The 21,540-nt window shown below is 54.9% G+C and carries 22 protein-coding genes; 11 read left to right on the top strand and 11 right to left on the bottom strand.

Annotated features, from left to right (window positions below):
- Nucleotides 1–6 precede the first annotated feature (6 nt).
- Genes ftsZ through L5220_RS07380 form a run of 3 tightly spaced genes read left to right on the top strand, consistent with a single transcriptional unit; the run spans nt 7 to nt 3,608 of the window.
- Nucleotides 7–1,248 (top strand): cell division protein FtsZ, encoded by a 1,242-nt coding sequence (ftsZ, locus tag L5220_RS07390; RefSeq protein ID WP_499572677.1) that lies wholly within the window; start codon nt 7–9, stop codon nt 1,246–1,248.
- Between the two features lie 15 nt (nt 1,249–1,263).
- The gene (locus L5220_RS07385) at nt 1,264–2,205 is read left to right on the top strand and encodes a bile acid:sodium symporter family protein (RefSeq protein WP_499572675.1); all 942 of its coding nucleotides are present in this window, start codon (nt 1,264–1,266) and stop codon (nt 2,203–2,205) included.
- Nucleotides 2,206–2,264: 59 nt separating this feature from the next.
- Complete coding sequence (locus tag L5220_RS07380; protein ID WP_499572673.1) at nt 2,265–3,608, top strand: MotA/TolQ/ExbB proton channel family protein; 1,344 nt, start codon at nt 2,265–2,267, stop codon at nt 3,606–3,608.
- A 29-nt stretch (nt 3,609–3,637) separates the two neighbouring features.
- Here the strand turns inward: L5220_RS07380 and urtE are convergent, their stop codons facing one another.
- The 8 genes from urtE to ispG form a co-directional block, all read right to left on the bottom strand.
- Nucleotides 3,638–4,390, bottom strand: a complete 753-nt coding sequence (gene urtE / locus L5220_RS07375; protein WP_448527079.1) for an urea ABC transporter ATP-binding subunit UrtE — start codon at nt 4,388–4,390, stop codon at nt 3,638–3,640.
- Nucleotides 4,387–5,157, bottom strand: coding sequence for an urea ABC transporter ATP-binding protein UrtD (urtD, locus tag L5220_RS07370; protein WP_448513721.1), 771 nt, complete (start codon nt 5,155–5,157; stop codon nt 4,387–4,389). The genes urtE and urtD overlap by 4 nt, the downstream gene beginning before the upstream one ends.
- Complete coding sequence (urtC, locus tag L5220_RS07365; RefSeq protein WP_499572671.1) at nt 5,154–6,332, bottom strand: urea ABC transporter permease subunit UrtC; 1,179 nt, start codon at nt 6,330–6,332, stop codon at nt 5,154–5,156. Before urtC ends, urtD begins: the two co-directional genes overlap by 4 nt.
- Complete coding sequence (gene urtB, locus L5220_RS07360; RefSeq protein ID WP_499572669.1) at nt 6,325–7,482, bottom strand: urea ABC transporter permease subunit UrtB; 1,158 nt, start codon at nt 7,480–7,482, stop codon at nt 6,325–6,327. The genes urtC and urtB overlap by 8 nt, the downstream gene beginning before the upstream one ends.
- A 102-nt stretch (nt 7,483–7,584) precedes the next feature.
- Nucleotides 7,585–8,895, bottom strand: a complete 1,311-nt coding sequence (gene urtA, locus L5220_RS07355; RefSeq protein WP_448513724.1) for an urea ABC transporter substrate-binding protein — start codon at nt 8,893–8,895, stop codon at nt 7,585–7,587.
- Between the two features lie 141 nt (nt 8,896–9,036).
- A complete protein-coding gene (locus tag L5220_RS07350) occupies nt 9,037–9,381 on the bottom strand; it encodes a histidine triad nucleotide-binding protein (RefSeq protein WP_099798213.1) in 345 nt (114 codons plus the stop codon).
- Between the two features lie 11 nt (nt 9,382–9,392).
- The gene (locus L5220_RS07345) at nt 9,393–9,995 is read right to left on the bottom strand and encodes a carbonic anhydrase (RefSeq protein WP_499572667.1); all 603 of its coding nucleotides are present in this window, start codon (nt 9,993–9,995) and stop codon (nt 9,393–9,395) included.
- Nucleotides 9,992–11,209 (bottom strand): (E)-4-hydroxy-3-methylbut-2-enyl-diphosphate synthase, encoded by a 1,218-nt coding sequence (ispG, locus tag L5220_RS07340; RefSeq protein ID WP_099798211.1) that lies wholly within the window; start codon nt 11,207–11,209, stop codon nt 9,992–9,994. The genes L5220_RS07345 and ispG overlap by 4 nt, the downstream gene beginning before the upstream one ends.
- A 212-nt stretch (nt 11,210–11,421) precedes the next feature.
- Here ispG and L5220_RS07335 point away from each other — a divergent pair, with 212 nt between their 5' ends.
- The 3 genes from L5220_RS07335 to L5220_RS07325 are packed head-to-tail and all read left to right on the top strand — an operon-like array spanning nt 11,422 to nt 13,029.
- On the top strand, nt 11,422–12,150 hold the full coding sequence (locus tag L5220_RS07335) for a M15 family metallopeptidase (RefSeq protein ID WP_499572664.1): 729 nt from the start codon (nt 11,422–11,424) through the stop codon (nt 12,148–12,150).
- Entirely contained in the window at nt 12,147–12,851 is a 705-nt protein-coding gene (fabG, locus tag L5220_RS07330) for a 3-oxoacyl-ACP reductase FabG (protein WP_499572662.1), read from the top strand. Before L5220_RS07335 ends, fabG begins: the two co-directional genes overlap by 4 nt.
- A gap of 13 nt (nt 12,852–12,864) precedes the next feature.
- Nucleotides 12,865–13,029: a hypothetical protein gene (locus L5220_RS07325; RefSeq protein WP_499572660.1), complete on the top strand. Its 165-nt coding sequence runs from the start codon at nt 12,865–12,867 to the stop codon at nt 13,027–13,029.
- Here the strand turns inward: L5220_RS07325 and thrC are convergent.
- Nucleotides 13,026–14,108 carry a threonine synthase gene (thrC, locus tag L5220_RS07320; RefSeq protein ID WP_499572658.1) on the bottom strand — a complete coding sequence of 361 codons (1,083 nt, stop codon included), beginning with the start codon at nt 14,106–14,108 and terminating at the stop codon, nt 13,026–13,028. The two genes, L5220_RS07325 and thrC, sit on opposite strands and share 4 nt — an antisense overlap.
- Before the next feature lie 133 nt (nt 14,109–14,241).
- Between thrC and L5220_RS07315 the strand changes: the two genes are divergently transcribed.
- A complete protein-coding gene (locus tag L5220_RS07315) occupies nt 14,242–14,868 on the top strand; it encodes a histidine phosphatase family protein (RefSeq protein ID WP_448525018.1) in 627 nt (208 codons plus the stop codon).
- Here the strand turns inward: L5220_RS07315 and ruvX are convergent.
- Nucleotides 14,840–15,307: a Holliday junction resolvase RuvX gene (ruvX, locus tag L5220_RS07310; RefSeq protein ID WP_499572656.1), complete on the bottom strand. Its 468-nt coding sequence runs from the start codon at nt 15,305–15,307 to the stop codon at nt 14,840–14,842. The two genes, L5220_RS07315 and ruvX, sit on opposite strands and share 29 nt — an antisense overlap.
- 102 nt (nt 15,308–15,409) lie before the next feature.
- On the opposite strand from ruvX, the gene ileS reads away from it, so the two are divergent.
- Together ileS and larC are read left to right on the top strand one after the other, a co-directional pair.
- Entirely contained in the window at nt 15,410–18,271 is a 2,862-nt protein-coding gene (gene ileS / locus L5220_RS07305) for an isoleucine--tRNA ligase (RefSeq protein WP_499572654.1), read from the top strand.
- A gap of 28 nt (nt 18,272–18,299) precedes the next feature.
- The gene (larC, locus tag L5220_RS07300; RefSeq protein WP_448527088.1) at nt 18,300–19,514 is read left to right on the top strand and encodes a nickel pincer cofactor biosynthesis protein LarC; all 1,215 of its coding nucleotides are present in this window, start codon (nt 18,300–18,302) and stop codon (nt 19,512–19,514) included.
- On the opposite strand, the gene L5220_RS07295 is transcribed toward larC, so the two are convergent.
- Nucleotides 19,511–19,729: an Hfq-related RNA-binding protein gene (locus L5220_RS07295; protein WP_448514849.1), complete on the bottom strand. Its 219-nt coding sequence runs from the start codon at nt 19,727–19,729 to the stop codon at nt 19,511–19,513. The two genes, larC and L5220_RS07295, sit on opposite strands and share 4 nt — an antisense overlap.
- A 29-nt stretch (nt 19,730–19,758) precedes the next feature.
- On the opposite strand from L5220_RS07295, the gene dapF reads away from it, so the two are divergent.
- Nucleotides 19,759–20,628 carry a diaminopimelate epimerase gene (gene dapF / locus L5220_RS07290; protein ID WP_099798583.1) on the top strand — a complete coding sequence of 290 codons (870 nt, stop codon included), beginning with the start codon at nt 19,759–19,761 and terminating at the stop codon, nt 20,626–20,628.
- Nucleotides 20,615–21,538 (top strand): vWA domain-containing protein, encoded by a 924-nt coding sequence (locus L5220_RS07285; RefSeq protein WP_499572651.1) that lies wholly within the window; start codon nt 20,615–20,617, stop codon nt 21,536–21,538. The genes dapF and L5220_RS07285 overlap by 14 nt, the downstream gene beginning before the upstream one ends.
- Nucleotides 21,539–21,540 lie beyond the last annotated feature (2 nt).

Genomic DNA, 21,540 nt, shown 5'->3' with positions numbered 1-21,540 from the left:
TGTCTTATGGAGTCAGAGCACTATTTTCCTGCAGAAAGCGTTCCCGTTAATGATTCCAAGTCTTTTGCTGCAGGAGATTCTGAGGTTGCATCTGGCGAAAATGGTTATAGCGCGCCGACCGATGTGTTAAGGAGTCATGAGAATTTGGTGGAAACGTCAGCAGCCCGCATTAAAGTCATTGGCGTCGGTGGTGGTGGTGGCAATGCAGTCAATCGCATGATTGCCAGTAATGTTGCTGGCGTTGAGTTTTGGTCGGTCAATACTGATGCCCAAGCGATCGCCCAGTCTCAAGCCCATCGCGCCTTACAAATCGGCCAAAAATTAACCCGGGGCCTTGGAGCAGGTGGCAATCCGGCCATTGGCCAAAAAGCTGCCGAAGAATCCCGGGAAGAGCTTGCGGCGGCACTGAAGGATGCTGATTTAATTTTTATTACCTGTGGGATGGGGGGCGGCACAGGCACGGGTGCTGCGCCCATTGTGGCGGAAGTTGCCAAGGAGCAAGGTGCCCTCACTGTTGCGGTGGTGACTCGCCCCTTTACTTTTGAAGGCCGACGACGGGCAACTCAAGCAGACGAAGGCATTGAGGCATTGCAAAGTCGGGTAGATACCCTTATTGTTATTCCCAACGATAAAATTCTTTCCGTCATTTCTGAGCAAACCTCTGTGCAGGATGCCTTCCGCGTGGCAGACGATGTGCTGCGCCAAGGGGTACAGGGCATCTCCGACATTATTAACCTGCCGGGTCTGATTAACGTTGACTTTGCGGATATTCGCTCTGTGATGGCCGATGCTGGCTCTGCCATGATGGGGATTGGCATTGCCTCTGGTAAATCCCGAGCGGCAGAAGCAGCGATGACGGCCATTTCTTCACCCCTTTTGGAAGGCTCTATTGAAGGCGCCAAAGGGGTTGTCTTTAACATTACTGGCGGAACGGATTTAACGTTGCACGAAGTCAATGCTGCCGCAGAGGTCATCTACAATGTGGCCGATGCGAATGCCAACATTATCTTTGGGGCGGTGATTGATCCCGAGCTACAGGGCGAAGTGCAAGTCACGGTTATTGCAACGGGCTTCACGGGGGAGGCCACTCCCCGCAGCCGCACGGTTGCCAAAGCCCCCCCCCTCCCTAGCAAGCCCCCATCGAATGTTACCTCTGCGCCCGCTCCAAAGTCTGAGCCAACAGACCCTGAGGGCAAGCCTAAGCTGGATATTCCAGAGTTTTTGCAGCGGCGGCGACCCACCCCCTAGGGAGCAGTGCCCACCATGTCTCGCCTTGAGTGGCTGACCAATCTTTTTCCCCTATGGGTCTTGATCACTGCTATTGTTGCGCTGCTGCATCCGCCGCTGTTTTTGTGGGTGAGCAGTGACTACATCGTCTGGATTTTGATGGTGGTGATGCTGGGGATGGGGCTGACCCTCAGTTGGGCGGACTTTAAGGCTGTCGGTTTAATGCCTCGCTCTGTTGCCTTGGGATTCTTAGCGCAGTACTTGATCATGCCAACGGCCGGATGGCTGGTGGCGCGTCTTTACCAGTTGCCACCCCCCTTTGCGGTGGGTCTGATTCTGGTTGCTTGCTGTCCGGGGGGAACGGCCTCTAATGTGGTGAGCTTTATTGCTCGTGCCCACGTTGCTCTGTCGGTGGTGATGACCCTCTGCTCTACGTTAGCGGCCGTTGTGCTCACCCCGCTCCTAACAAAACTGTTGGCGGGGCAGTACGTGGAAGTGAATGCAATGCAGTTGTTTTGGGGAACGGTGCAGGTGGTGCTGTTGCCTATTCTGGTGGGTCTTGCCTTGAATACAAAGGCACCTAATCTGGTGAAAAAGGTACTGCCTATTTCCCCCTTTATTTCAGTTTTGGGAATTTGCATCATTTGCGGTGGGGTTTTTGCCGCAAGTGCCAGTGCGATTGTTACCCATGGGGTGCAGCTATTGGCGGCGGTGATCTCCCTGCATAGTATTGGCTTCTTTGGCGGGTACTACATCGCACGATGGGTGGGCTATTCCCAGCGAACCTGTCGCACGATTTCCATTGAGGTGGGGATGCAAAATTCGGGGTTGGGGGTGGCCTTGGCACGGCAAGCGTTCGCTAACCCCCTGACCGCCGTCCCCTGTGCCATTTCAGGGGTGACCCATTCGCTGATTGGTAGCCTGTTGGCCGGGATTTGGCGTTGGCAGCAGAGTACCGCGATTACACCCAAGCCCTGAGAGGGGCAGGCTGGGGTTCAGTAAGATGGTAAACGTTTGCATTATCCGTGACGGTGAGTATGACTGCTTCTTCAACCCCTGTGCTAACCTCAACGCCGCCGTTGACCCCGGTGGCGGTTGCGCGTAAGGATATCCGGGCGAATCTGTGGCTGGCGTTGGCGATCGCCCTTGTGGCCACTGTAGGGGTCTATATTGGGTTTCTGCCGTTTCAGGGTACCTACTTAGGGCAATTACTTCTTGCACGGGGGTGGACCCAACCTGTGGCGCTGTTTTTTGCCTGGACAGTGCTGATCTTTACTCTTCTGAAGGCGATCGCCTTGGTGCAGCAGTTTCCCAGCCTGCGCCAAAATTGGATCCCGGCTAACTATCCCCTGACAACGGCGCGGGATGTCGCTTACTTACAGCAGACCTTAGCCCAACGCCAGGGGCTGCTCCCCAATCGCTGTGGGCGAGTGTTGGCGGCATTTATGACCAGTGAGCAGCGCGCCATTGCTGCAGACGTTGCCGCAGAAGACAGTGGCAGTGCAGCAGCAGCAGCGGATGCCTCCTACACTATTCCACGGGTTTTGGTGTGGGCGATCCCGCTGCTGGGCTTCATCGGCACCGTCGTTGGCATTAGCCAAGCGGTGAGTGGGTTTTCCAGTTTTTTGGAAACGGCTCAGGATGTCAACCAAATTAAGGAGGGGATTGGCAGCGTCACCACTGGCTTGGCGGTTGCCTTTGACACCACCCTCGTGGCCTTAGTCTTGAGTGTTTTTGTCATGATTCCTTTAGTGGCGGTTGAGCGCTGGGAAGCCAAGTTACTGCTGCAAATTGACACCTACATTAACGATTATCTGCTACCGCGCTTACCCATGGGTGCCAGTCCAGCGGCGCTGGCACCAGACACCCTCAAAGCGGTACTGCAAGAAGTCATCCGAGCCGAGTTACCCAATCCAGAAGCCCTGATGGCACCCGCTACCGAGCGGCTCGAGCAACTGCTGCAAAACCTCACCCATTTAGCGCGGGCAATGGTGAGCGATCGCCAACAGTTTGTGGCGGCCATCACCACGCAACAGCAGTCTGCCGATGCGTCATTTCAGCGATTGCTAGAGCAGCTAGAAACAAGCCAACTTCAACTTCTTGAGCGCGTTAATCAAGAGCACATAGCCATTGGCCAAGAACTGCGCCAGCACGGCCAGTCTATAGCCCAGTTACTCTCGCAAAGCGAACAACGCCTGCAACAGCGACTGCTCCTCATCGAGCAACTGAGCGATGCCCTCAACGCACTTGCAGAGACGGGCAGCCTGCAATTAGTGCTCCAGACCCTAAACCAGACCCTCGCCACCCTCCAACCGGTACTGCGGCAACTCGCTCAACCGCGGCGGGTCACCCTTGTAGAGCAGCCCAGCACCCTAGATTGATATAGAGATTGATATAGACGGGCAGACGCCTAAACTGCCAAAAACCGCTGAATCACATCTTGACTGAGGTCGCTGGTTGGGCCTGAGGCAACAATCCCCCCCTTTTGCATAGCGTAGTACCAATCGGCTTCGCGCACAAAGTGGAGGTGCTGCTCCACCAAAAGGACAGAAATACCACGGGCAGCAATAATCCGTCGGACGGCGGCTTCAATTTCTAAAATAATTGAGGGCTGAATTCCCTCAGTGGGTTCATCCAGCAGCAAAAGCTTGGGCTGCCCCATCAATGCCCGGGCGATCGCCAACTGCTGTTGTTGCCCCCCACTCAGGTCGCCCCCCATACGGTGTAGCATCTTCTTCAAGACGGGAAACAACTCAAAAATGTCCTCGGGAATATCACCTTTGCGAGCAGAGTGCGGGCGTGCCTCTAACCCCAGCAGTAAATTTTCCTTAACCGTCAGCCGTGGAATGATCTCACGGCCTTGGGGAACATAGCCAATCCCCAGCTTTGCCCGCTGATCCGGGCGCAGCGGCAGTAATGACTGCTCTTGGCACACCAGTTCACCTTGGCGGGGGTTGAGTAAGCCAATGATACTCTTGAGGAGAGTAGTTTTGCCAACGCCATTGCGACCAATCAGGCACACCATCTTACCGGTAGGCACACTCAGATCAATATCCCGTAGGATATGGCTTTCACCGTAATAGACATTCAGACCGCGCACCCGCAGCATCCAATCGGCGGCCACCGCAGTCGTGGGTAAAGGGTAGTGATCAACACGGGTCATGGCTGTTTCTGGGAGGTAGGTTCTTCTAAGGGTGCCCCCAAATAGACCTCAATCACGCGGGGGTCATTCTGGACATCTTCGATGGAGCCTTCACACAGTACCGAGCCTTCGTGGAGCACCGTAACCGTACGGGCAATTTGCCGCACAAACTCCATATCGTGCTCAATCACAATAATGGAATGGTTTTCCGCCAGCGCCACTAAGAGTTCTCCTGTGAGACGGGTTTCCTCATCCGTAAGACCCGCCACTGGCTCGTCCACCAGTAATAGATCCGGTGATTGCGCCACCAGCATCCCAATCTCTAACCATTGCTTTTCGCCGTGGGAGAGTAAGCCTGCCGGAAAATTGGCTTTCGGCCGTAAGCCAATGGTTTCAATCAAGGCCTGAATCCGCTCCCGATCCGGTTTGGGTAAGGGGTGTAACAGGGTTGAGAGCACGCCTTTTTGCCGGGCACCCGCTAACTCTAAGTTTTCTCGTACCGTTAAATTGAGATACACCCGCGGTGTTTGAAACTTACGGCCAATGCCAAAACGGGCAATCTGATCTTCGCTATAACGGCGGAGATTACGGCCTTTGAACAGTACTCGGCCTTGGGTAGGCTTCACTTTGCCGGTAATGACATCTAAGAAAGTGGTCTTCCCAGCACCATTGGGACCAATGATCACCCTTAGCTCTCCCGTTTCCATTTGAAACGAAAGGTGATTCAGGGCATTAAAGCCATCAAAGCTAACGGTGAGATCCTCAATTTCTAGAATCGGTGGTGTCACGATGGGTGTTTGCCCTCCTGCGTGAGAACGTCACGCTCATACTGTATGTCTGGGTCTAGCTCCAATTCAGGATAGGTGGCCAAAGGTTGGGGTCGCCCCAGCAGTCTTGCCAAAAACAAATGGCTCTCCGTCCGCAGCCAGCCCACAATTCCCGTGGGTAAGGCCAACACAACAATGAGGAACAGCGCCCCTTGGAAAAAGAGCCAAATATCTGCAAACTGCTCACTTAGCAAACTACGGGCAAAGTTTACAAGCAGTGCCCCTAAAATTGCGCCGATCAGGCTGGCACGACCGCCCACCGCCACCCAGATCACCATCTCAATGGAAAAGGCAATATCCATCGCACGCGGCGAGATGATCCCGGTTCGCAGCGTAAAAAAAGCACCGCCAATCCCCGCTAGGGCAGCAGAAATGGCAAACACCAGTACCTTATAGCTAGTGGGGTTGTAGCCGGAAAAGCGCACCCGAGCTTCATCATCGCGAATCGCCACCAAGAGTCGGCCAAAGCGTCCCATGGTCAGCCAACGACAGAGCAAATACGCCAGCGCGAGGAAGATCACCGTCAGCACGTAAAACCAATACTGCGTTTGGGCATCCCGTACGGGTACCCCTAAAAGGGTCTGAAAGTCTGTGAGACCGTTAGTGCCGTTAAAAAGCTTTTGCTGACCGTTAAAGAAATTAAAGAAGACGATAATGGCCGCTTGGGTAAGGATGGAAAAGTAAACGCCGCGAATGCGGTTGCGAAACACTAGATAGCCTAGAATTGCCCCCAAGAGTGCCGGAATCAGCACCACTGCTACCACAGCGAAGGCAAAGGAATAGAACGGATACCAAAACCAAGGTAGCTCCGTGACCCCATAAAGGGTCATGAAATCCGGCAGAGGACTGGCGGCGCCTGCTGGGACTTGCAGTTTAATATGCATAGCGATCGCATAGCCGCCCAAGGCAAAGAAAATGCCATGCCCTAAGCTCAGTAAGCCCGTAAATCCCCAAATCAGGTCAATGCCAAGCGCCACAATTGCCAGTGCCAAATAGCGATGCAGCAGATCCAAACGGAAGCCGGGCAGGACAAGGGGCATAATAAAGATTAAAACTAAGGCAAGGGCAGCCACCACCCCTAACTCTGGAGCACTGATACGATGCTTAGGAAACGACAGTTTAGGTAACTTAGGCATCGACGGTACGTCCTTTTTGCGGAAATAAGCCAGCAGGGCGAATTTGCAAGAAGGTAATAATGAGGATAAAGACCATCACCCGCGCCATACTGGTACTGGCAAAAAACTCAAAGAAGTCGTAAAGCCCCGTACCGGGTGCCAAGAATCGCGTGAAGAGCCCAGAGCCAATCACATAGTTGACAAAACCAATCCCCAAGGCAGCTACAATGGAGCCAACAATTTTGCCGACCCCGCCGACCACCACCACCATAAAGGCATCAACAATGTAGTTTTGACCAGTGTTTGGGCTCACCGACCCCAGCAGACTAATAGCACAGCCAGCAATCCCAGCCAGCCCTGATCCGAGGGCAAAGGTCAAGGCATCCACAGTTTGAGTGGGAATGCCTAGGCAAGCACTCATACTGCGGTTTTGGGTAACCGCACGAATACGCAACCCCCATTGCGATCGCAGCAGGAACAGATAAATGGCCACCAAGCATACTGCTGTCAAGGCAATAATAAACAAACGCACAAAGGGAAATTGCACCCCCAAGAGGTTCACCCCCGCCCGCAACCAACTGGGTGCGGTGACATCAACCCCTTGGGCACCAAACCACGGCTTAGTCACAGCTAAGCCCGCTGCCCCCCCTACAGCCAGCCCCGCTGTAATACCAATTCCCAAAGACAGCACTAGCAAGACAGGGGTTACCCAAGCGTGCCAACGCTGAGCTATGGTACGTCCCTTGAGCAGCCACATACCCCCAAAAAACAGGAGGCAGAACAGAGCAATTTGCAGGGTCATCTGCCAGCTAATGCTGCGCACCAACTGTTGCAAAATCAAACTCACCCCCCACGTCGCCAATAGAGTTTCGAGGGGACGACCGTAGAGATAGCGAATGACACTGCGCTCGAGCATAACACCAACGCCAGCTGCTAGGGCAAAGGCGAGGGGAACAGCCACCAGCAAGTACCAGTCAAACCAGCTATCTCCTAGTGCCCGAAAGGCATTTTGCACCACAAAGGTAGTGTAGGCTCCCAGCATCATTAGTTCGCCGTGGGCAAGATTAATCACCCCCATAATGCCAAAGACAATGGCTAAGCCCAGTGCTGCCAACAGCAAGACTGCGCCAATGCTCATGCCATTAAAAATACTCTCAAGCAAAAACGTCATGGCTAAACAAGGTTAGGGTTAAAGAACCACCGCCAACAGTTAACCTTGATCGTCAACGGTCGGGGTGGCACAAACTGTTTTTGAAGCTACCAAATGGCTAGATTATGACCCTTCCATCCGGAATTGGCCGGGATTCTCTACATCAGTGCGCGTCCAGTCGCAGGTAAAGCCTTTGGTTTCAGCCACGAACTGGTTCCACGGCAGCGGATCCACTGGCTGTGGGGTGGCATAAACAATCTTAAAGAGGCCATCGTCGCCCACTTCTCCAATGCGCACCGTTTGCGAAATATGGTGATTGGGGAACATCTTCACCGGGCCTTGGGGTGCATCAAAGGCTTGGCCAATGGCAGCTTGGCGCACTTTTTCGAGATCATCAGCGGTTCCCGCCTGCTCCACTGCTTGCTTCCACAGGTTAACCCCAATATAGGCAGACTCCATGGGGTCGTTGGTAACGCGATTTTGGCCAAATTTTGCTTTGAAGGCCTCCACAAAGGTTTTGTTTTGGGGCGTATCAACGGTCATGAAGTAATTCCAAGCAGCGTAGTGCCCCTTGAGGTACTCCACACCAATGGCTTGAACTTCTTCTTCAGCAATACTTACCGACATGGTGGGGTATTTATCGGGAGTTAACCCCGCCCCCTGCAGTTGTTTGAAGAAGGCAACGTTACTATCGCCGTTCAGGGTGTTAAAAATAACACCGCCATCGGGGAGAGCAGAGCGAATCTTGGTAATAATGGGGGTGACCTCGATGCTACCAAGGGGCAGATAGTCTTCACCGACCGTTTCCCCACCTTTGGCCGCGAGTTGCGCCTTAATAATAGTATTGGCGGTGCGGGGGAAGACGTAGTCAGAGCCGACCAAAAAGAATTTCTTCCCTTTATTTTCCAGCAACCAATCTACGGCAGGTTCAATTTGCTGGTTGGGGGCTGCCCCCGTATAGAAAATATTTTTAGAGCATTCTTGACCTTCATATTGCACGGGGTACCAGAGCATATGATTTTTAGCCTCAAACACTGGCAGCACGGCTTTGCGGGAGGCAGAGGTCCAGCAGCCAAAGACAACAACGACGTTATCTTGATCGATGAGTTTGGTGGCTTTTTCGGCAAAGGTGGGCCAGTCGGAGGCACCGTCTTCAAGGATTGGCTCAATCTGTTTACCAAGGACACCGCCAGCACTGTTAATTTCATCGATGGCTAGCTGGGTGGCATCAACGACGCTTTTTTCACTGATGGCCATGGTGCCGCTCAGGGAGTGCAAAATACCGACTTTAATTGTCTCACCACTGCCTGCTGTTGTGCCACCACCACCGGTTTCTGTGGCTGGAGCGCAGCCTTTGATCAATAGGCTCGTTCCTAAGGCGGCGGAGCCATACACAATAAATTTACGTCGTCCAAGTCCAAATTGTTGAGCCATGGGGGTTGCTATCTCTATCAATGAAAGCAATAATCTCCCATAGGTTAAGGGGGCGTTATCCTTAGAAACTGTATCTTAAGCTACGAGTTTTCGGCGATCGCCCGTAAAAAGCATTACAGAAAGTAAATAACTGTGGTGGCCTCACCCAGGAGGCCACTGGAAGGCTCTGCCTCCCAGCAGGTGAAGGTGGAGGTGATAGACGGTTTGCCCGCCATCTGCGCCATTGTTGATCACAATGCGATAGCCATTGCTCAGCCCCTCGTTTTCGGCAATCCGCTTGGCGCTCAACAGCAGGTGACCCAGTACCCGGTGGTCTTCCGGTTCCGCAAGACTAAGCTGGGGGATTGGCTTTTTCGGAATAATCAAAATGTGGATCGGGGCTTGGGGGTTAATGTCGCGGAAGGCCAGACACAGCTCATCCTCATAGACAATGTCGGCGGGGATCTCACGGCGAATAATGCGGCTAAAAATTGTTTCTGCGGTCATGACTTTTACTCTCAAACACCAGCATCAGGACGGTCTTCAAGGATTTGCACTTCGGCGGTATCTAAATCGTAGTAGGCACCCACTAAGCGCAGTTGCCTCTTGGCCATGGCGGCTTTGACAACTGTGGAGCGAGACAGGCGCTCTAGTTGGAGGTGGACATTGGCTTGAATAACGTTGGTGAGGCGATCGCCTGTCTGGTGTTGGGTGGCTTTGAGAGCAGGAGCCACTGATTCGGCGAGGGTGCTAATAATTCCTGGAAAGCTGCCTCCCGTGAGAGTGGCTTTCACTGCACCACAGCGTTCATGACCCAATACCATCAATAGCGAAACCCCCAGCACGGCGATCGCGTACTCGGCGCTAGCGACCGTATCCATCATGGCTAAGTTGCCAGCAACCCGAATGACGAACATGTCGCCAATCCCTTGATCAAACAGAACTTCAGGAATAACCCGCGAGTCAGCGCAACTGAGGATGGCAGCAAAGGGTTCTTGATGCTCCGCCACAGCTTCAATACGGGTGAAGTCACGATGGGGGTTATCGAGCCGGTGCTGCACAAACCGCTGGTTCCCTAGCATTAACCGTGTCAATGCTTCATTGGGGCGCACGACCGTCATTGCGGGTCAATCCATCGACCGTCAGCTTTAATGAGGTCAATGAGGGCTGCCACCCCTTCTGACTCGGGCACTTTCTTTACCTCTTCCCGACCGCGATACAGGGAAATATAGCCCGGTTGCTTGCCCACATACCCATAGTCGGCATCGGCCATTTCTCCGGGGCCGTTGACAATGCACCCCATCACGGCAATATTCAGGCCAGTTAAATGCTTCGTGGCTTCACGCACTTTGTGTAAGACATCCTCAAGGTTAAACAGCGTACGACCACAGGACGGGCAGGCGACATACTCCACCATGGTGCGCCGCAGCCCTAGTGCCTGCAAAATCCCATAGCACACGGGGATTTCTTTTTCCGGCGCTTCCGTGAGAGAGACGCGGATGGTATCGCCAATACCCTCGGCTAGGAGGGTGCCAATGCCAGCGGTGGATTTAATGCGTCCGTATTCGCCATCTCCTGCTTCGGTCACCCCAAGGTGGAGGGGATAGTCCATCCCCAACTCATCCATGCGTTTCACCATTAGTCGGTTAGCTGCCAGCATCACGGGTACCCGCGAGGCTTTGAGGGAAATTTCAAGGTTGTAAAAATTCAAGGACTCACAAATACGGATAAATTCTAGGGCTGATTCCACCATGCCTTCGGGGGTATCACCGTAGGTAAAGAGCATCCGCTCGGCTAACGAGCCATGGTTTACACCAATGCGCATGGATTTACCCTGATCCCGCAGGGAAATCACTAGGGGTTCAAGGGTTTCGCGGATTTTGTCGCCAATTTCAGCAAATTCCGCCGCAGAATATTCGGTGCGATCGCCCTTGGGCTTTTCAAACACGTACAGCCCCGGATTAATGCGAACATTATCCACGTACTTGGCCACTTCTAGGGCAATTTTCATGCCGTTATGGTGAACATCCGCCACCAGAGGAACAGGTTTATAGGTCTTGTAGAGGCGATCGCGAATCTCTTCCATCGCTTTGGCGTGGGCAAGACTAGGTACCGTCACCCGCACAATTTCACAACCAATTTCGTGGAGACGACGAATGGCAGCCACTGAACCATCAATGTCTAGCGTATCTTCGTTAATCATCGACTGCACCGCTACCGGATGACCACCGCCAATGGTGATGGATCCCACGGGAACCGGTCGGGTCTTGCGCCGCACAATTGCCGTCTCTACGGGCGTGGGGGCAGCTTGAACTGGATTAGGCAGGGTTTGCATAGGGTGCTCTCTCGCCTCACTTCTACGCCAAGGATAATATCCTCCCTTTCAGAATGCCACAGAAGGGCAAACCCATGGCAATCAACTTGACATTCTCCACCGTCCTGAAGGACGGGGCTTGCATCCCAATGGGCTTGATAACTGAAAAAATAATCCTTGTATGCTAGCCTCATATATCCTGTGAACAGGAAACACGCTTAGCGGGTGTGAGCATGGATCAAGATATTCCTATTGCAGAACGCTTACCAACAGACTCTGCGGTTAGGCTTCAGAAACAACCCTTGTATAAACGGTGGGCGATCGCCAGCATTATTGGCTTAGGTTGTATGGCTGGGGGTGTCTGGGTTTTCAGCCGTTCTACGGAACCCTCAGCCGTTGCTGAAGCAGTTGGGAACCCCATTGCGGCTCCCACAGAGAATCTGCTGGGGCATTTACCCTACGAAGAAGCACCCCTGAGTGAGTTAGTGCCCGTAAGTGCCGACGGCCAGATCCAGTTACGCCGAGCGGCGGCGGAGCGATTTCGAGCCATGGTTGCTGCGGCTCAGCAGGAGGGAATTATTCTGGTTCCCCTTTCGGGCTTCCGCTCTAAGCAGGATCAAGATTATCTCTTTTTTCAGGTGAAGGAGCAGCGAGGACAGCGGACGAGTGAGCGTGCCTTAATGAGTGCGCCGCCGGGCTACAGTGAACACCATACAGGGTATGCCATTGATATTGGCGATGCCAGCCAGCCCGACACTCATCTTAGCGTGGCCTTTGAGCAAACCCCGGCCTTTCAGTGGTTAGCGGTGAATGCTGCTCGCTTTAGCTTTGAACTATCGTTCCCTGAGAGCAATTCGCAAGGGGTTAGCTATGAACCGTGGCATTGGCGATTTGTGGGCGATCGCCACAGTTTGCAAACGTTTTATAAAGCACGGCAACTAAACGTAAGGAGTGCAAAATGAGTGGGCTAGGGCATCGAGCCGTACTGTTAACGGGTGGCACGGGCGGCTTAGGCCAAGGGGTAGCTCCGGTATTACTGGCTCAGGGCTATACCCTCACCATTCCCTACATTGATGCGGTGGGACGGGAGCACCTTGAGCAGCAACTGGCCGCAGCAGAGCTGGCCAATGTCCGCTTTGTCGCTGCCGACCTCAACAACGAAAGTGAAGTAGCCGCACTGATTAATCGTATGCCCCAACTCGATGCAGTGGTTCATTTAGTGGGGGGCTTTAGCATGGGCGCGACGGCTAACGTTGCCTTGAGTGATTGGCAGCACAGCTTCGCCCTCAACGTTGAAACCACCTTCCTAGTGTGTAAACACGCCCTTAAACGGATGCAACCCCAACACTACGGTCGAATTGTCACGATTGGTTCACGCGGGGCGGTGGAACCCACGGCTGAGTTGGCCGCCTACTGCGCTGCCAAAGCCGCTGTTGTGGCCTTCACGCGGGCGATCGCCGCTGAAACCAAAGGGATGAACATTACTGCCAATGTAATTCTTCCCAGTATTATCGATACCCCCAACAACCGTACTGCGATGGGGAGCGACCAAGCCGCGATGTGGGTGCCGCCAACAGCCATTGGTCAACTGATTGCCTATCTCATTTCCGAGAGTGCAGGGGCAATCAGTGGCGCAGCGATCCCCATCTATGGCAACGCCTAGCTAGGTATGAGCCATGGTTTTTCTGGTTCTGTTGAGTGCTCTGTGCTACATCAGCATCCTGCTGACTCAACTGTTTGTGAGTGTTCCCATGGAGTTTTTTGGCTGGGTCCATCTTCCCGGCGTTGTGCTGTGGGGAGCCTTCTTGCTGCTGTTGGCTTGGCTCCTAGGAGGTGATTAAAACCCCATGACTTTAGCGACGGTGGCTTCGCTTGGGTCGATGTGGCGATGAAAGCGATCGCTCTCCTGCTGCAAGGCCGTGTCCGGATCCTTCAGGCCATTGCCGGTCAGCACACAAACGACGGTGGCACCGCTGGGCACCTGATCGGCTAATTTGAGTAAGCCTGCCACAGAGGCAGCACTGGCCGGTTCACAGAAAATGCCTTCTTCAGAGGCTAATAGGCAGTAAGCCGTGAGGATTTCAGCATCGGTGACGGCATTAAAAGCCCCTTGGCTGGCCTCCTTGACGGCGATCGCCCGCTGCCAATTGGCGGGGTTGCCAATGCGAATGGCGGTAGCCACGGTTTCTGGATGCACGACCACGGCACCGTTGACGAGGGGAGCAGAGCCCGCTGCTTGAAAGCCCATCATGCGGGGGAGGCGATTGCAGCGATTTTGTTCACGATACTGACAGAAGCCCATCCAATAGGCGGTAATATTGCCAGCATTGCCCATGGGGATGCACAGCCAATCGGGGGCATTGCCCAAGCTATCCACCACCTCAAAGGCTGCGGTTTTTTGCCCTTCAAGGCGATAGGGATTGACAGAGTTCACTAGGGTGATGGGGTAGGTATCGGCCATCACCCGCACAATGTCAAGGGCTTGGTCAAAGTTCCCTTCAATGGCAATCACTTCAGCACCATAGAGCAATGCCTGAGCCAGCTTGCCCTGAGCCACATAGCCTTCCGGGACGAGGACATAGGCGCGCAGACCCGCCCGCCGCGCATAGGCCGCTGCTGCCGCGGAGGTATTCCCAGTACTAGCGCAAATCACCGCTTCCGCTCCCGCCTCCTTGGCTTTAGAGATCGCCATGGTCATACCGCGATCCTTGAAGCTACCGGTGGGATTAAGGCCGTCGTACTTTACATATACTGAAACATTCCGACCCACCCGCTCAGCAATGCGGGGCACCGGAATCAGGGGCGTGTTCCCTTCATAAAGGGTCACAATGGGGGTGCGATCGCTGACGGGCAAAAAGTCACCGTAGGCGTGAATTAAGCCATGCCAAGCAGGACGAATGGGAGGGGCGATTACGGGCACAGGTATGCAATCAATCAAATGTAAATAAATCTGTGGCCAGCCATCGAGAGCAGCCACTCAGTACGATAATTCTACCGAGGAGTGGAGCAATTGCCAATTTTACCGCGAGTCATGATATTCAGGGGAGGGCAAAATGCGCTTAATTTTAGTCCGCCATGGTGAAGCGGTGGGGAATGACACTGGCGTGATGCTAGGGCGGCAGGATGTTCCCCTCACACAGCGGGGCCGCCAGCAAGCCCTTGCGCTACGGGAGATTTTGCCCCCGCCGGATTTTATCTATACCAGTCCGCTGCAGCGCTGTTGTGAGGCGGCTCGCCTAATGAACCCCATCTCTGGCTTAAAGATTCAGGAATTGGCGGACTTAATTGAGATTGATCAGGGGATTTTTACCGGTCTGACTTGGGCGCAAGCTCAGGAACAGGAGCCGCATCTCTGTAATGAGTTGGAGGAGCAGGACTGTCTTGTGCCGATTCCCGAAGCGGAGTCGATGGCAGCGGCATGGCAGCGGGCCAAACAAACGTGGAAGCACCTACGCAAACACGGGGATGAGCACTGTGTGTGGTGTATTTCCCACGGCGGATTTTTGCAGTGCTTAGTGAGTGTGGTTCTCGGCAGCGATCGCCTGTGGGGAATCAATATCCCACCAGCCGCATGGTTTGACTTTTCAGTCAGAGTGGATGTAGATGGTCGCTTTGAGGCGGAAAATGTGCGTTGGTGGCAAATTAACGGCTTCAATCTCTCTCTGCCGCCGTCGGCCTAGGCGTTGCTACCGTCGTTTGCACAGGCTGCTTGAGTGCGTCAAGCCACTGCTGCAAAATTAACGCCGCCGCAATTTGATCCACAAGGGCTTTCTCCCGCCGCGGCGATCGCCCCCGCTGCTTGAGAATCTCTTCGGCTTGAAAGGAGGTCAGCCGTTCATCCACGTACTCCACCGGCAAGTCAAGCGCCTTGCCAAAGCGTTCTGCCAAGTGCTGTACCTGCCGCGCTTGGGATCCCAGCTCACCGTTGAGGGTGTAGGGTAGCCCCACCACTAGGCGTTCGACCTGCCGCTCCTGACACAGTTGCCGGAGTTGCTCAAGGTCGTGGGCAAAATTGCGGCGCTGAATCGTCCTTAAGCCGGTGGCAAGCTGCCCGAGGCGATCGCAGCCCGCCACCCCAATCCGTTTGCGCCCTACATCTAACCCAAGAACAGAAATCACGCCTGCCTTTGATACCTCTTGATAGCTTGAGCGTGCCCGATCACTTCCCCTACAATTGAAGGGCACGTTATCCTGCTGTTATTCTAAAACCTGCCCGCTGCCATGGCTGACCCCGCAACAGACTACAAAGATACGGTAAACCTGCCACAGACGACCTTTGAGATGCGGGCGAATGCACCCACCCGTGAACCCCAACTGCAAGACTTTTGGGCACAACAGCAGATCTATGAACAGCTGCAACAGCACAATCCGGGCGAGGTATTTATCCTTCACGATGGTCCGCCCTACGCCAACGGTGCCCTGCATATTGGCCATGCCCTTAATAAAATTCTTAAAGACATTATCAATAAATATCAGCTCCTCCAAGGGCGCAAAGTTCACTACCGCCCCGGCTGGGACTGCCACGGCTTGCCGATTGAACTCAAAGTACTGCAAACCCTAAGTGCTGAAGAACGCCAGAACCTTACCCCCCTCTCCCTGCGGCAGCGCGCCAAGGAGTTTGCCCTCAAAACCGTTGCTGAACAAAAACGGAGCTTTCAGCGCTACGGTGTGTGGGGAGACTGGCAGCACCCCTACCTCACCCTCTCACCTGAGTACGAAGCAGCACAAATTGGGGTGTTTGGGGAAATGGTACTGCGGGGCTATATCTACCGCGGTCTGAAGCCCGTGCATTGGAGCCCCAGTTCCAAAACTGCCCTTGCGGAAGCAGAACTGGAATATCCTGAAGGCCATACGTCCCGCAGTGTGTACGCTGCCTTTGACGTACTGGAGCTCCCCCAAGGGTTGGCCGTAGCTTGGTATGAAGCACTCGGGCAGATGGGGGTTGCCATTTGGACGACAACACCGTGGACTTTGCCAGCGAACCTAGCGGTGAGCGTCAACCCCGACTTGACCTATGCTCTGGTACGGGTAGCGCCAGCAAAGCGCCACGCTTACCTGATTGTGGCGCACGACTTAGTGCCGTCCCTCAGTCAAACCCTAGGCACAACCTTAACCGTGGTAGCTACCGCCAAGGGTGCCGATCTCGAACATACCCGCTATCAGCACCCCCTGTACGATCGCCAGAGCAAAATCGTTATCGGCGGTGACTATGTGACAACGGACTCCGGTACCGGCTTAGTACATACGGCTCCCGGTCATGGACTGGAGGACTACGCCGTTGGTCAACGCTACGGCCTGCCCATTCTGTCCCCGGTGGATGCAGATGGCTGTTTCACGGCGGAGGCGGGTCAGTTCGCTGGCCTGAATGTCCTCAAAGAGGGGAATGAGGCGGTTATTGTGGCTTTAGAGGCTGCCGGCGCCCTTCTTAAAGAAGAGCCTTACGTTCACAAGTATCCCTACGACTGGCGAACCAAAAAACCCACGATCTTTCGAGCAACGGAGCAATGGTTTGCTTCGGTAGCGGGGTTTCGCGATGCTGCCCTCGCGGCGATCGCCGAGGTGAGGTGGATTCCGGCGCAAGGGGAAAATCGCATTACCGCCATGGTGGCGGAGCGATCCGACTGGTGTATTTCGCGGCAGCGCAGTTGGGGGGTACCCATTCCGGTGTTTTATGACAAGGTGACCGGTGACCCCCTGCTCACGGCAGACACCATTGCCCATGTCCAAGCCATCATTCGCCAGCGGGGGTCTGATGCTTGGTGGGAACTCTCGGTGGCGGAGCTATTGCCCCCCGCCCTGCAAGATCAGGCAGATCGCTACGAAAAGGGCACCGATACCATGGATGTTTGGTTTGACTCCGGCTCATCTTGGGCAGCAGTTCTAGGGGAGCAGCAAGCGGATCTGTACCTCGAAGGCTCGGATCAGCATCGGGGGTGGTTCCAGTCATCGCTGCTGACCCGGGTGGCGGTGCAGGGGCACGCTCCCTACAAATCGGTGCTCACCCACGGCTTTGTCTTGGATGAGCAGGGGCGCAAGATGAGTAAATCCTTGGGCAATGTCACGGATCCGCGCGAGGTAATTGAGGGCGGCAAAAACCAAAAGCAAGACCCGGCCTACGGTGCGGATGTTTTGCGGCTGTGGGTGTCCTCGGTGGACTATGCCAATGATGTGCCCATTGGCAAAACGATTCTGAAGCAGTTGGCGGATATCTATCGCAAAATTCGCAATACAGCGCGCTTTTTACTGGGTAACCTCTACGATTTCGACCCACAGCAGGATGCTGTGCCCTACGCTCAGTTGCCAGAACTGGATCGCTATATGCTGCACCGCCTCCATGAGGTGTTTAGCGAAGTGACGGCAGCCTTTGACAGCTACCAGTTTTACCGGTTCTTCCAAACCATTCAGAACCTCTGCACGGTGGATTTGTCAAATTTTTATCTGGATATTGCCAAGGATCGCTTGTACATTAGTGCCCCTGCCAGCGATCGCCGCCGTAGTTGCCAAACGGTGCTTGCTATTACGGTACAAAATCTGGCGCGGGCGATCGCCCCGGTGCTGCCCCACTTGGCAGAAGATATTTGGCAGCACTTACCGTTTGCCACGCCCTACACATCGGTGTTTCAAAGTGGCTGGGTACAGCGTGCGGATCAGTGGCGCGACCCACCCTTGGCGAGCCGCTGGGAGGTGCTGCGGCAGTTGCGCTCAGAGGTCAACAAGGTACTGGAGCAGGCGCGCGCTGAAAAGGCCATTGGCTCGTCCCTCGAAGCCAAGGTGTGGCTGTACGTGGCCAACCCAGACCTGCGCGATCGCCTCGAGGCCATGAACAGTGCCGATGCCTTGGCGGGTAATGGCGTGGATGAACTTCGCTATCTATTTTTAGTCTCACAAGTGGAGGTGATGCCACAGCCGCGATCGCTCAGCTTGAGCTACACCCTTGAGCAACCGGAGCTATGGGTTGGCGTGGGCACCGCCAGCGGGACCAAGTGCGTCCGGTGCTGGAATTATGCCGAGAGTGTAGGGCGCTCTGCAACCCATCCCCAGTTGTGCGATCGCTGTGAAGCGGCCTTAGCGGGTAACTTCTAGCCCAGCGTTAGGGTATTTCGGAGGTTCTATGAACGTTGCCTACTTCGACTGCCCAGCGGGAATTGCTGGGGATATGTGCCTTGGGGCGCTGATCGATGGTGGCGTTCCCCTTGACTACTTGCACGGGCAACTGGCAAAGCTGGGAATTGCAGCAGAGTTTACCTTAACCACTGAAACCGTGCAGCGAAAAGGGCAGCGGGGTCTGAAGGCTCACGTCCAGCTTCACGAGCACAGCCATCCGCACCACCGCCATTGGCCAGACATTCAGGCGCAGATTTTAGCCGCAGATTTGCCCGATCGCGCCCGCGACTGGAGTTTACGGGTGTTTGAAGCCTTGGCGATCGCCGAAGGTGCCGTTCATGGCATTGCCCCCACTGCCGTTCACTTCCACGAAGTCGGTGCCGTGGATGCCCTAGTGGATATTGTTGGCACCTGTTTAGGGCTAGATTACCTCGGCATTGAGCAGATCTACTGCTCGCCCTTGCCCACCGGTGGCGGGACAGTACGGGCCGCCCATGGTCAACTGCCGGTGCCCGTGCCAGCGGTCTTGCAACTCTGGCAAGCCTATCGGGTGCCGGTTTACAGCAACGGGATTGCGAACGAACTGGTGACCCCCACGGGTGCCGCGATTGTCTGTGCCCTTAGCCAAGACTTTGGCACCCCACCCGCCATGACCCTAGAGCGAGTAGGCTTAGGTGCTGGCAGCCATGAGTTACCGCTGCCGAACCTCCTCCGCCTATGGCTAGGCGAAACCCCCAACAGCCAACCGCCAACCCCCACCGCCATTGTGGAGTTGCAAACCCAACTGGATGACCTGCCGCCCCAAGCCTTAGCCTACGCGATAGAGCAACTCTATGCCGCTGGTGCGGTGGAGGTCTTCTGTCAAGCCATTACAATGAAAAAGTCACGCCTTGGGGTGCTCCTGACCGTACTGTGTCCTCTCAGTGCCGAAGCCGCCTGTGTTCAGACCCTCTTTCGGGAAACCACGACCCTAGGGCTGCGCCGCCAAGTGCAAGATCGCTATGTCCTCCAGCGGCAGATCAAAACCGTGACTACCCCGTTTGGCGAGGTGCGGCTGAAATTAGCCACCGATGGTCACGGACACCCCCTCAATGTGCAGCCGGAGTATGAAGACTGTGCCGCCCTAGCACGGCAGCATCAGCAGCCATGGCAGGTGGTGTATCACGCAGCACTGAAGGCGGGGCTAGCCCTCTGGCCACTGGCAAGCTCCCCAGCTCCCTAAGTCAGTTTCGGCTTAATAAAGACAATGGCTTGCTTCCAAATAATCGTTGGTTGGTCATAGTGATCCACCACGCACAGGCAGTTTGCGTCTTGCCAGCGCACCTTTCCCACCACTAGATCACTTGTGCTCAGTTTCACCTCAACCTCAGTGCTATCTTTAATTAAGGTCTGTAGCTGGCGGATACTGGGTAATCCCGTCTGGAATTCGTCAGTCATGGGTTCTCCTCTAGTTCCTCTACAATTCTATGAGCCTATCTTTTCAGAAGTACCAAGGGCTAGGTAACGATTTCCTACTCTTAGACAATCGTCAGCAGCCGACCCTTCGTCTTTCGCCACAGGAGGCTCGCCACTGGTGCGATCGCCACTTTGGGGTGGGTGCCGACGGGGTAATTTTCCTACTGGCGGGCACTGGCGACTGTGACTACCAAATGCGGATGTACAATGCCGATGGCTCCGTTGCCGAAATGTGTGGCAATGGCATTCGCTGTCTAGCCAAGTTTATTTTTGAACTGGAAGGCCGCACCTGTGGTGAAACCGTCAGCTACCGCATTGACACCTTAGCGGGGGTGATGGTGCCCCACATTCAAGCAGACGGTCAAGTGACAGTGGATATGGGGACACCACAACTGCTGGCGCAACAAATCCCCACTACCCTAACCGCTCCAGATGCCAAAGTGATCGAGGTGCCCTTGACGGTGGCCGATCGCCCTTGGCTGGTAACCTGTGTGAGTATGGGGAATCCGCACTGTGTCACCTTTGTAGAAGATGTAGCCGCTATTCCCTTAGAGACGCTAGGGCCACTGTTTGAGCACCATGCTGTGTTTCCCCAGCGCACGAATACTGAGTTTGTCCAAGTGCTGGGGGGCGATCGCCTGCGCATGCGCGTCTGGGAGCGGGGGGCGGGGATGACCCTTGCCTGCGGTACCGGTGCCTGTGCCACGGTTGTTGCGGCGGTACTCACCGGGCGACTCAAAGCCGATGCAGCAGGGCAAGCCCAAGCCACGGTTGAACTACCCGGCGGTGATCTGCATATTCGCTGGGATGTGCACAGTCAACATCTGTATATGACCGGACCTGCCGTCGCAGTGTTTAGGGGAACCCTTGACACCCAGTAGCCCCATGTATCGTCAACGGCGACCCCTGTGGTCTTATCCCCTCTTTCAACGTCCCCTGATCCTGCTGACGGGGTGCCTGCTCTTGGCACTTCTGTTTACGCTGTTGGGGTGGGGGCGCCCCAGTGTGGCGGTGGTGCTTTCCTTGGATTTGAGTGGCAGCACCTTTGGGGACAATCCCTTACAGTTTAACCAGCCTCAAACCGTGATGGCGCAGCAGGTAGCCGCGGCCAAACTCTATCTGCAACGCAATCAGCGGGAGTTGGCTAACCCCAATGCCATCATGATCCATGGCTTTGGCCGCAATGTGGTCTTTTTAACCCCACGCTTTGAAACCAAGGCCGATGTCTTGCTGACACACCTCGATCAGGCGCTCAACCGCAGCGATCTTTTAGCTCAGGTGGACCCCAGCGCCACGAACCTATCGGGGGCGATCGCCACCGCCACCCAGCAACTGCAACAGGTTTCTAACCGCTGCCGTGAATTACTGATCATTACCGATGGCGCAGCACCAGTGGATACCGCTGTCGTCACCTCAGCCCAAGGGCAAGGGATTAAAATTAATGCCATTGTTGTCGGGGAGTATGCGCCACAACTGGCAGCCGCGACCCAAGCCACCGGCGGACAATACCGCTCTGGAACTACGGCACTTTTAGAGGAACTGGTGAGTCGTACCTTTTTTGAGAACATTAACACCAATGCCCGCTGGTCGATATTCTGGTTGGGTCTGGCGCTAGTCTGCCTGATGTGGGTGCTGGTGTTGCCCTTAGATCGGTGGTTGTTGCAAGGGCTACTCCAATTACCCATGAATCTGTCGGGGCAACTGGCGCTTGGGAATGCCTTTTTCTGGACCGTTGCCATCCCCATCATCCTCTGGCGCTTTCCGGGCTGGCCATTTTTGAGCGGGTGCTAAGG

This window comes from Synechococcus sp. PCC 6716 (assembly GCF_022570815.1).
GTDB classification, from domain to species: domain Bacteria; phylum Cyanobacteriota; class Cyanobacteriia; order Thermosynechococcales; family Thermosynechococcaceae; genus Thermosynechococcus; species Thermosynechococcus lividus.
The sequence above is the reverse complement of the archived record's forward strand: the minus strand, read 5'-3'. Positions and strand labels throughout refer to the sequence as shown.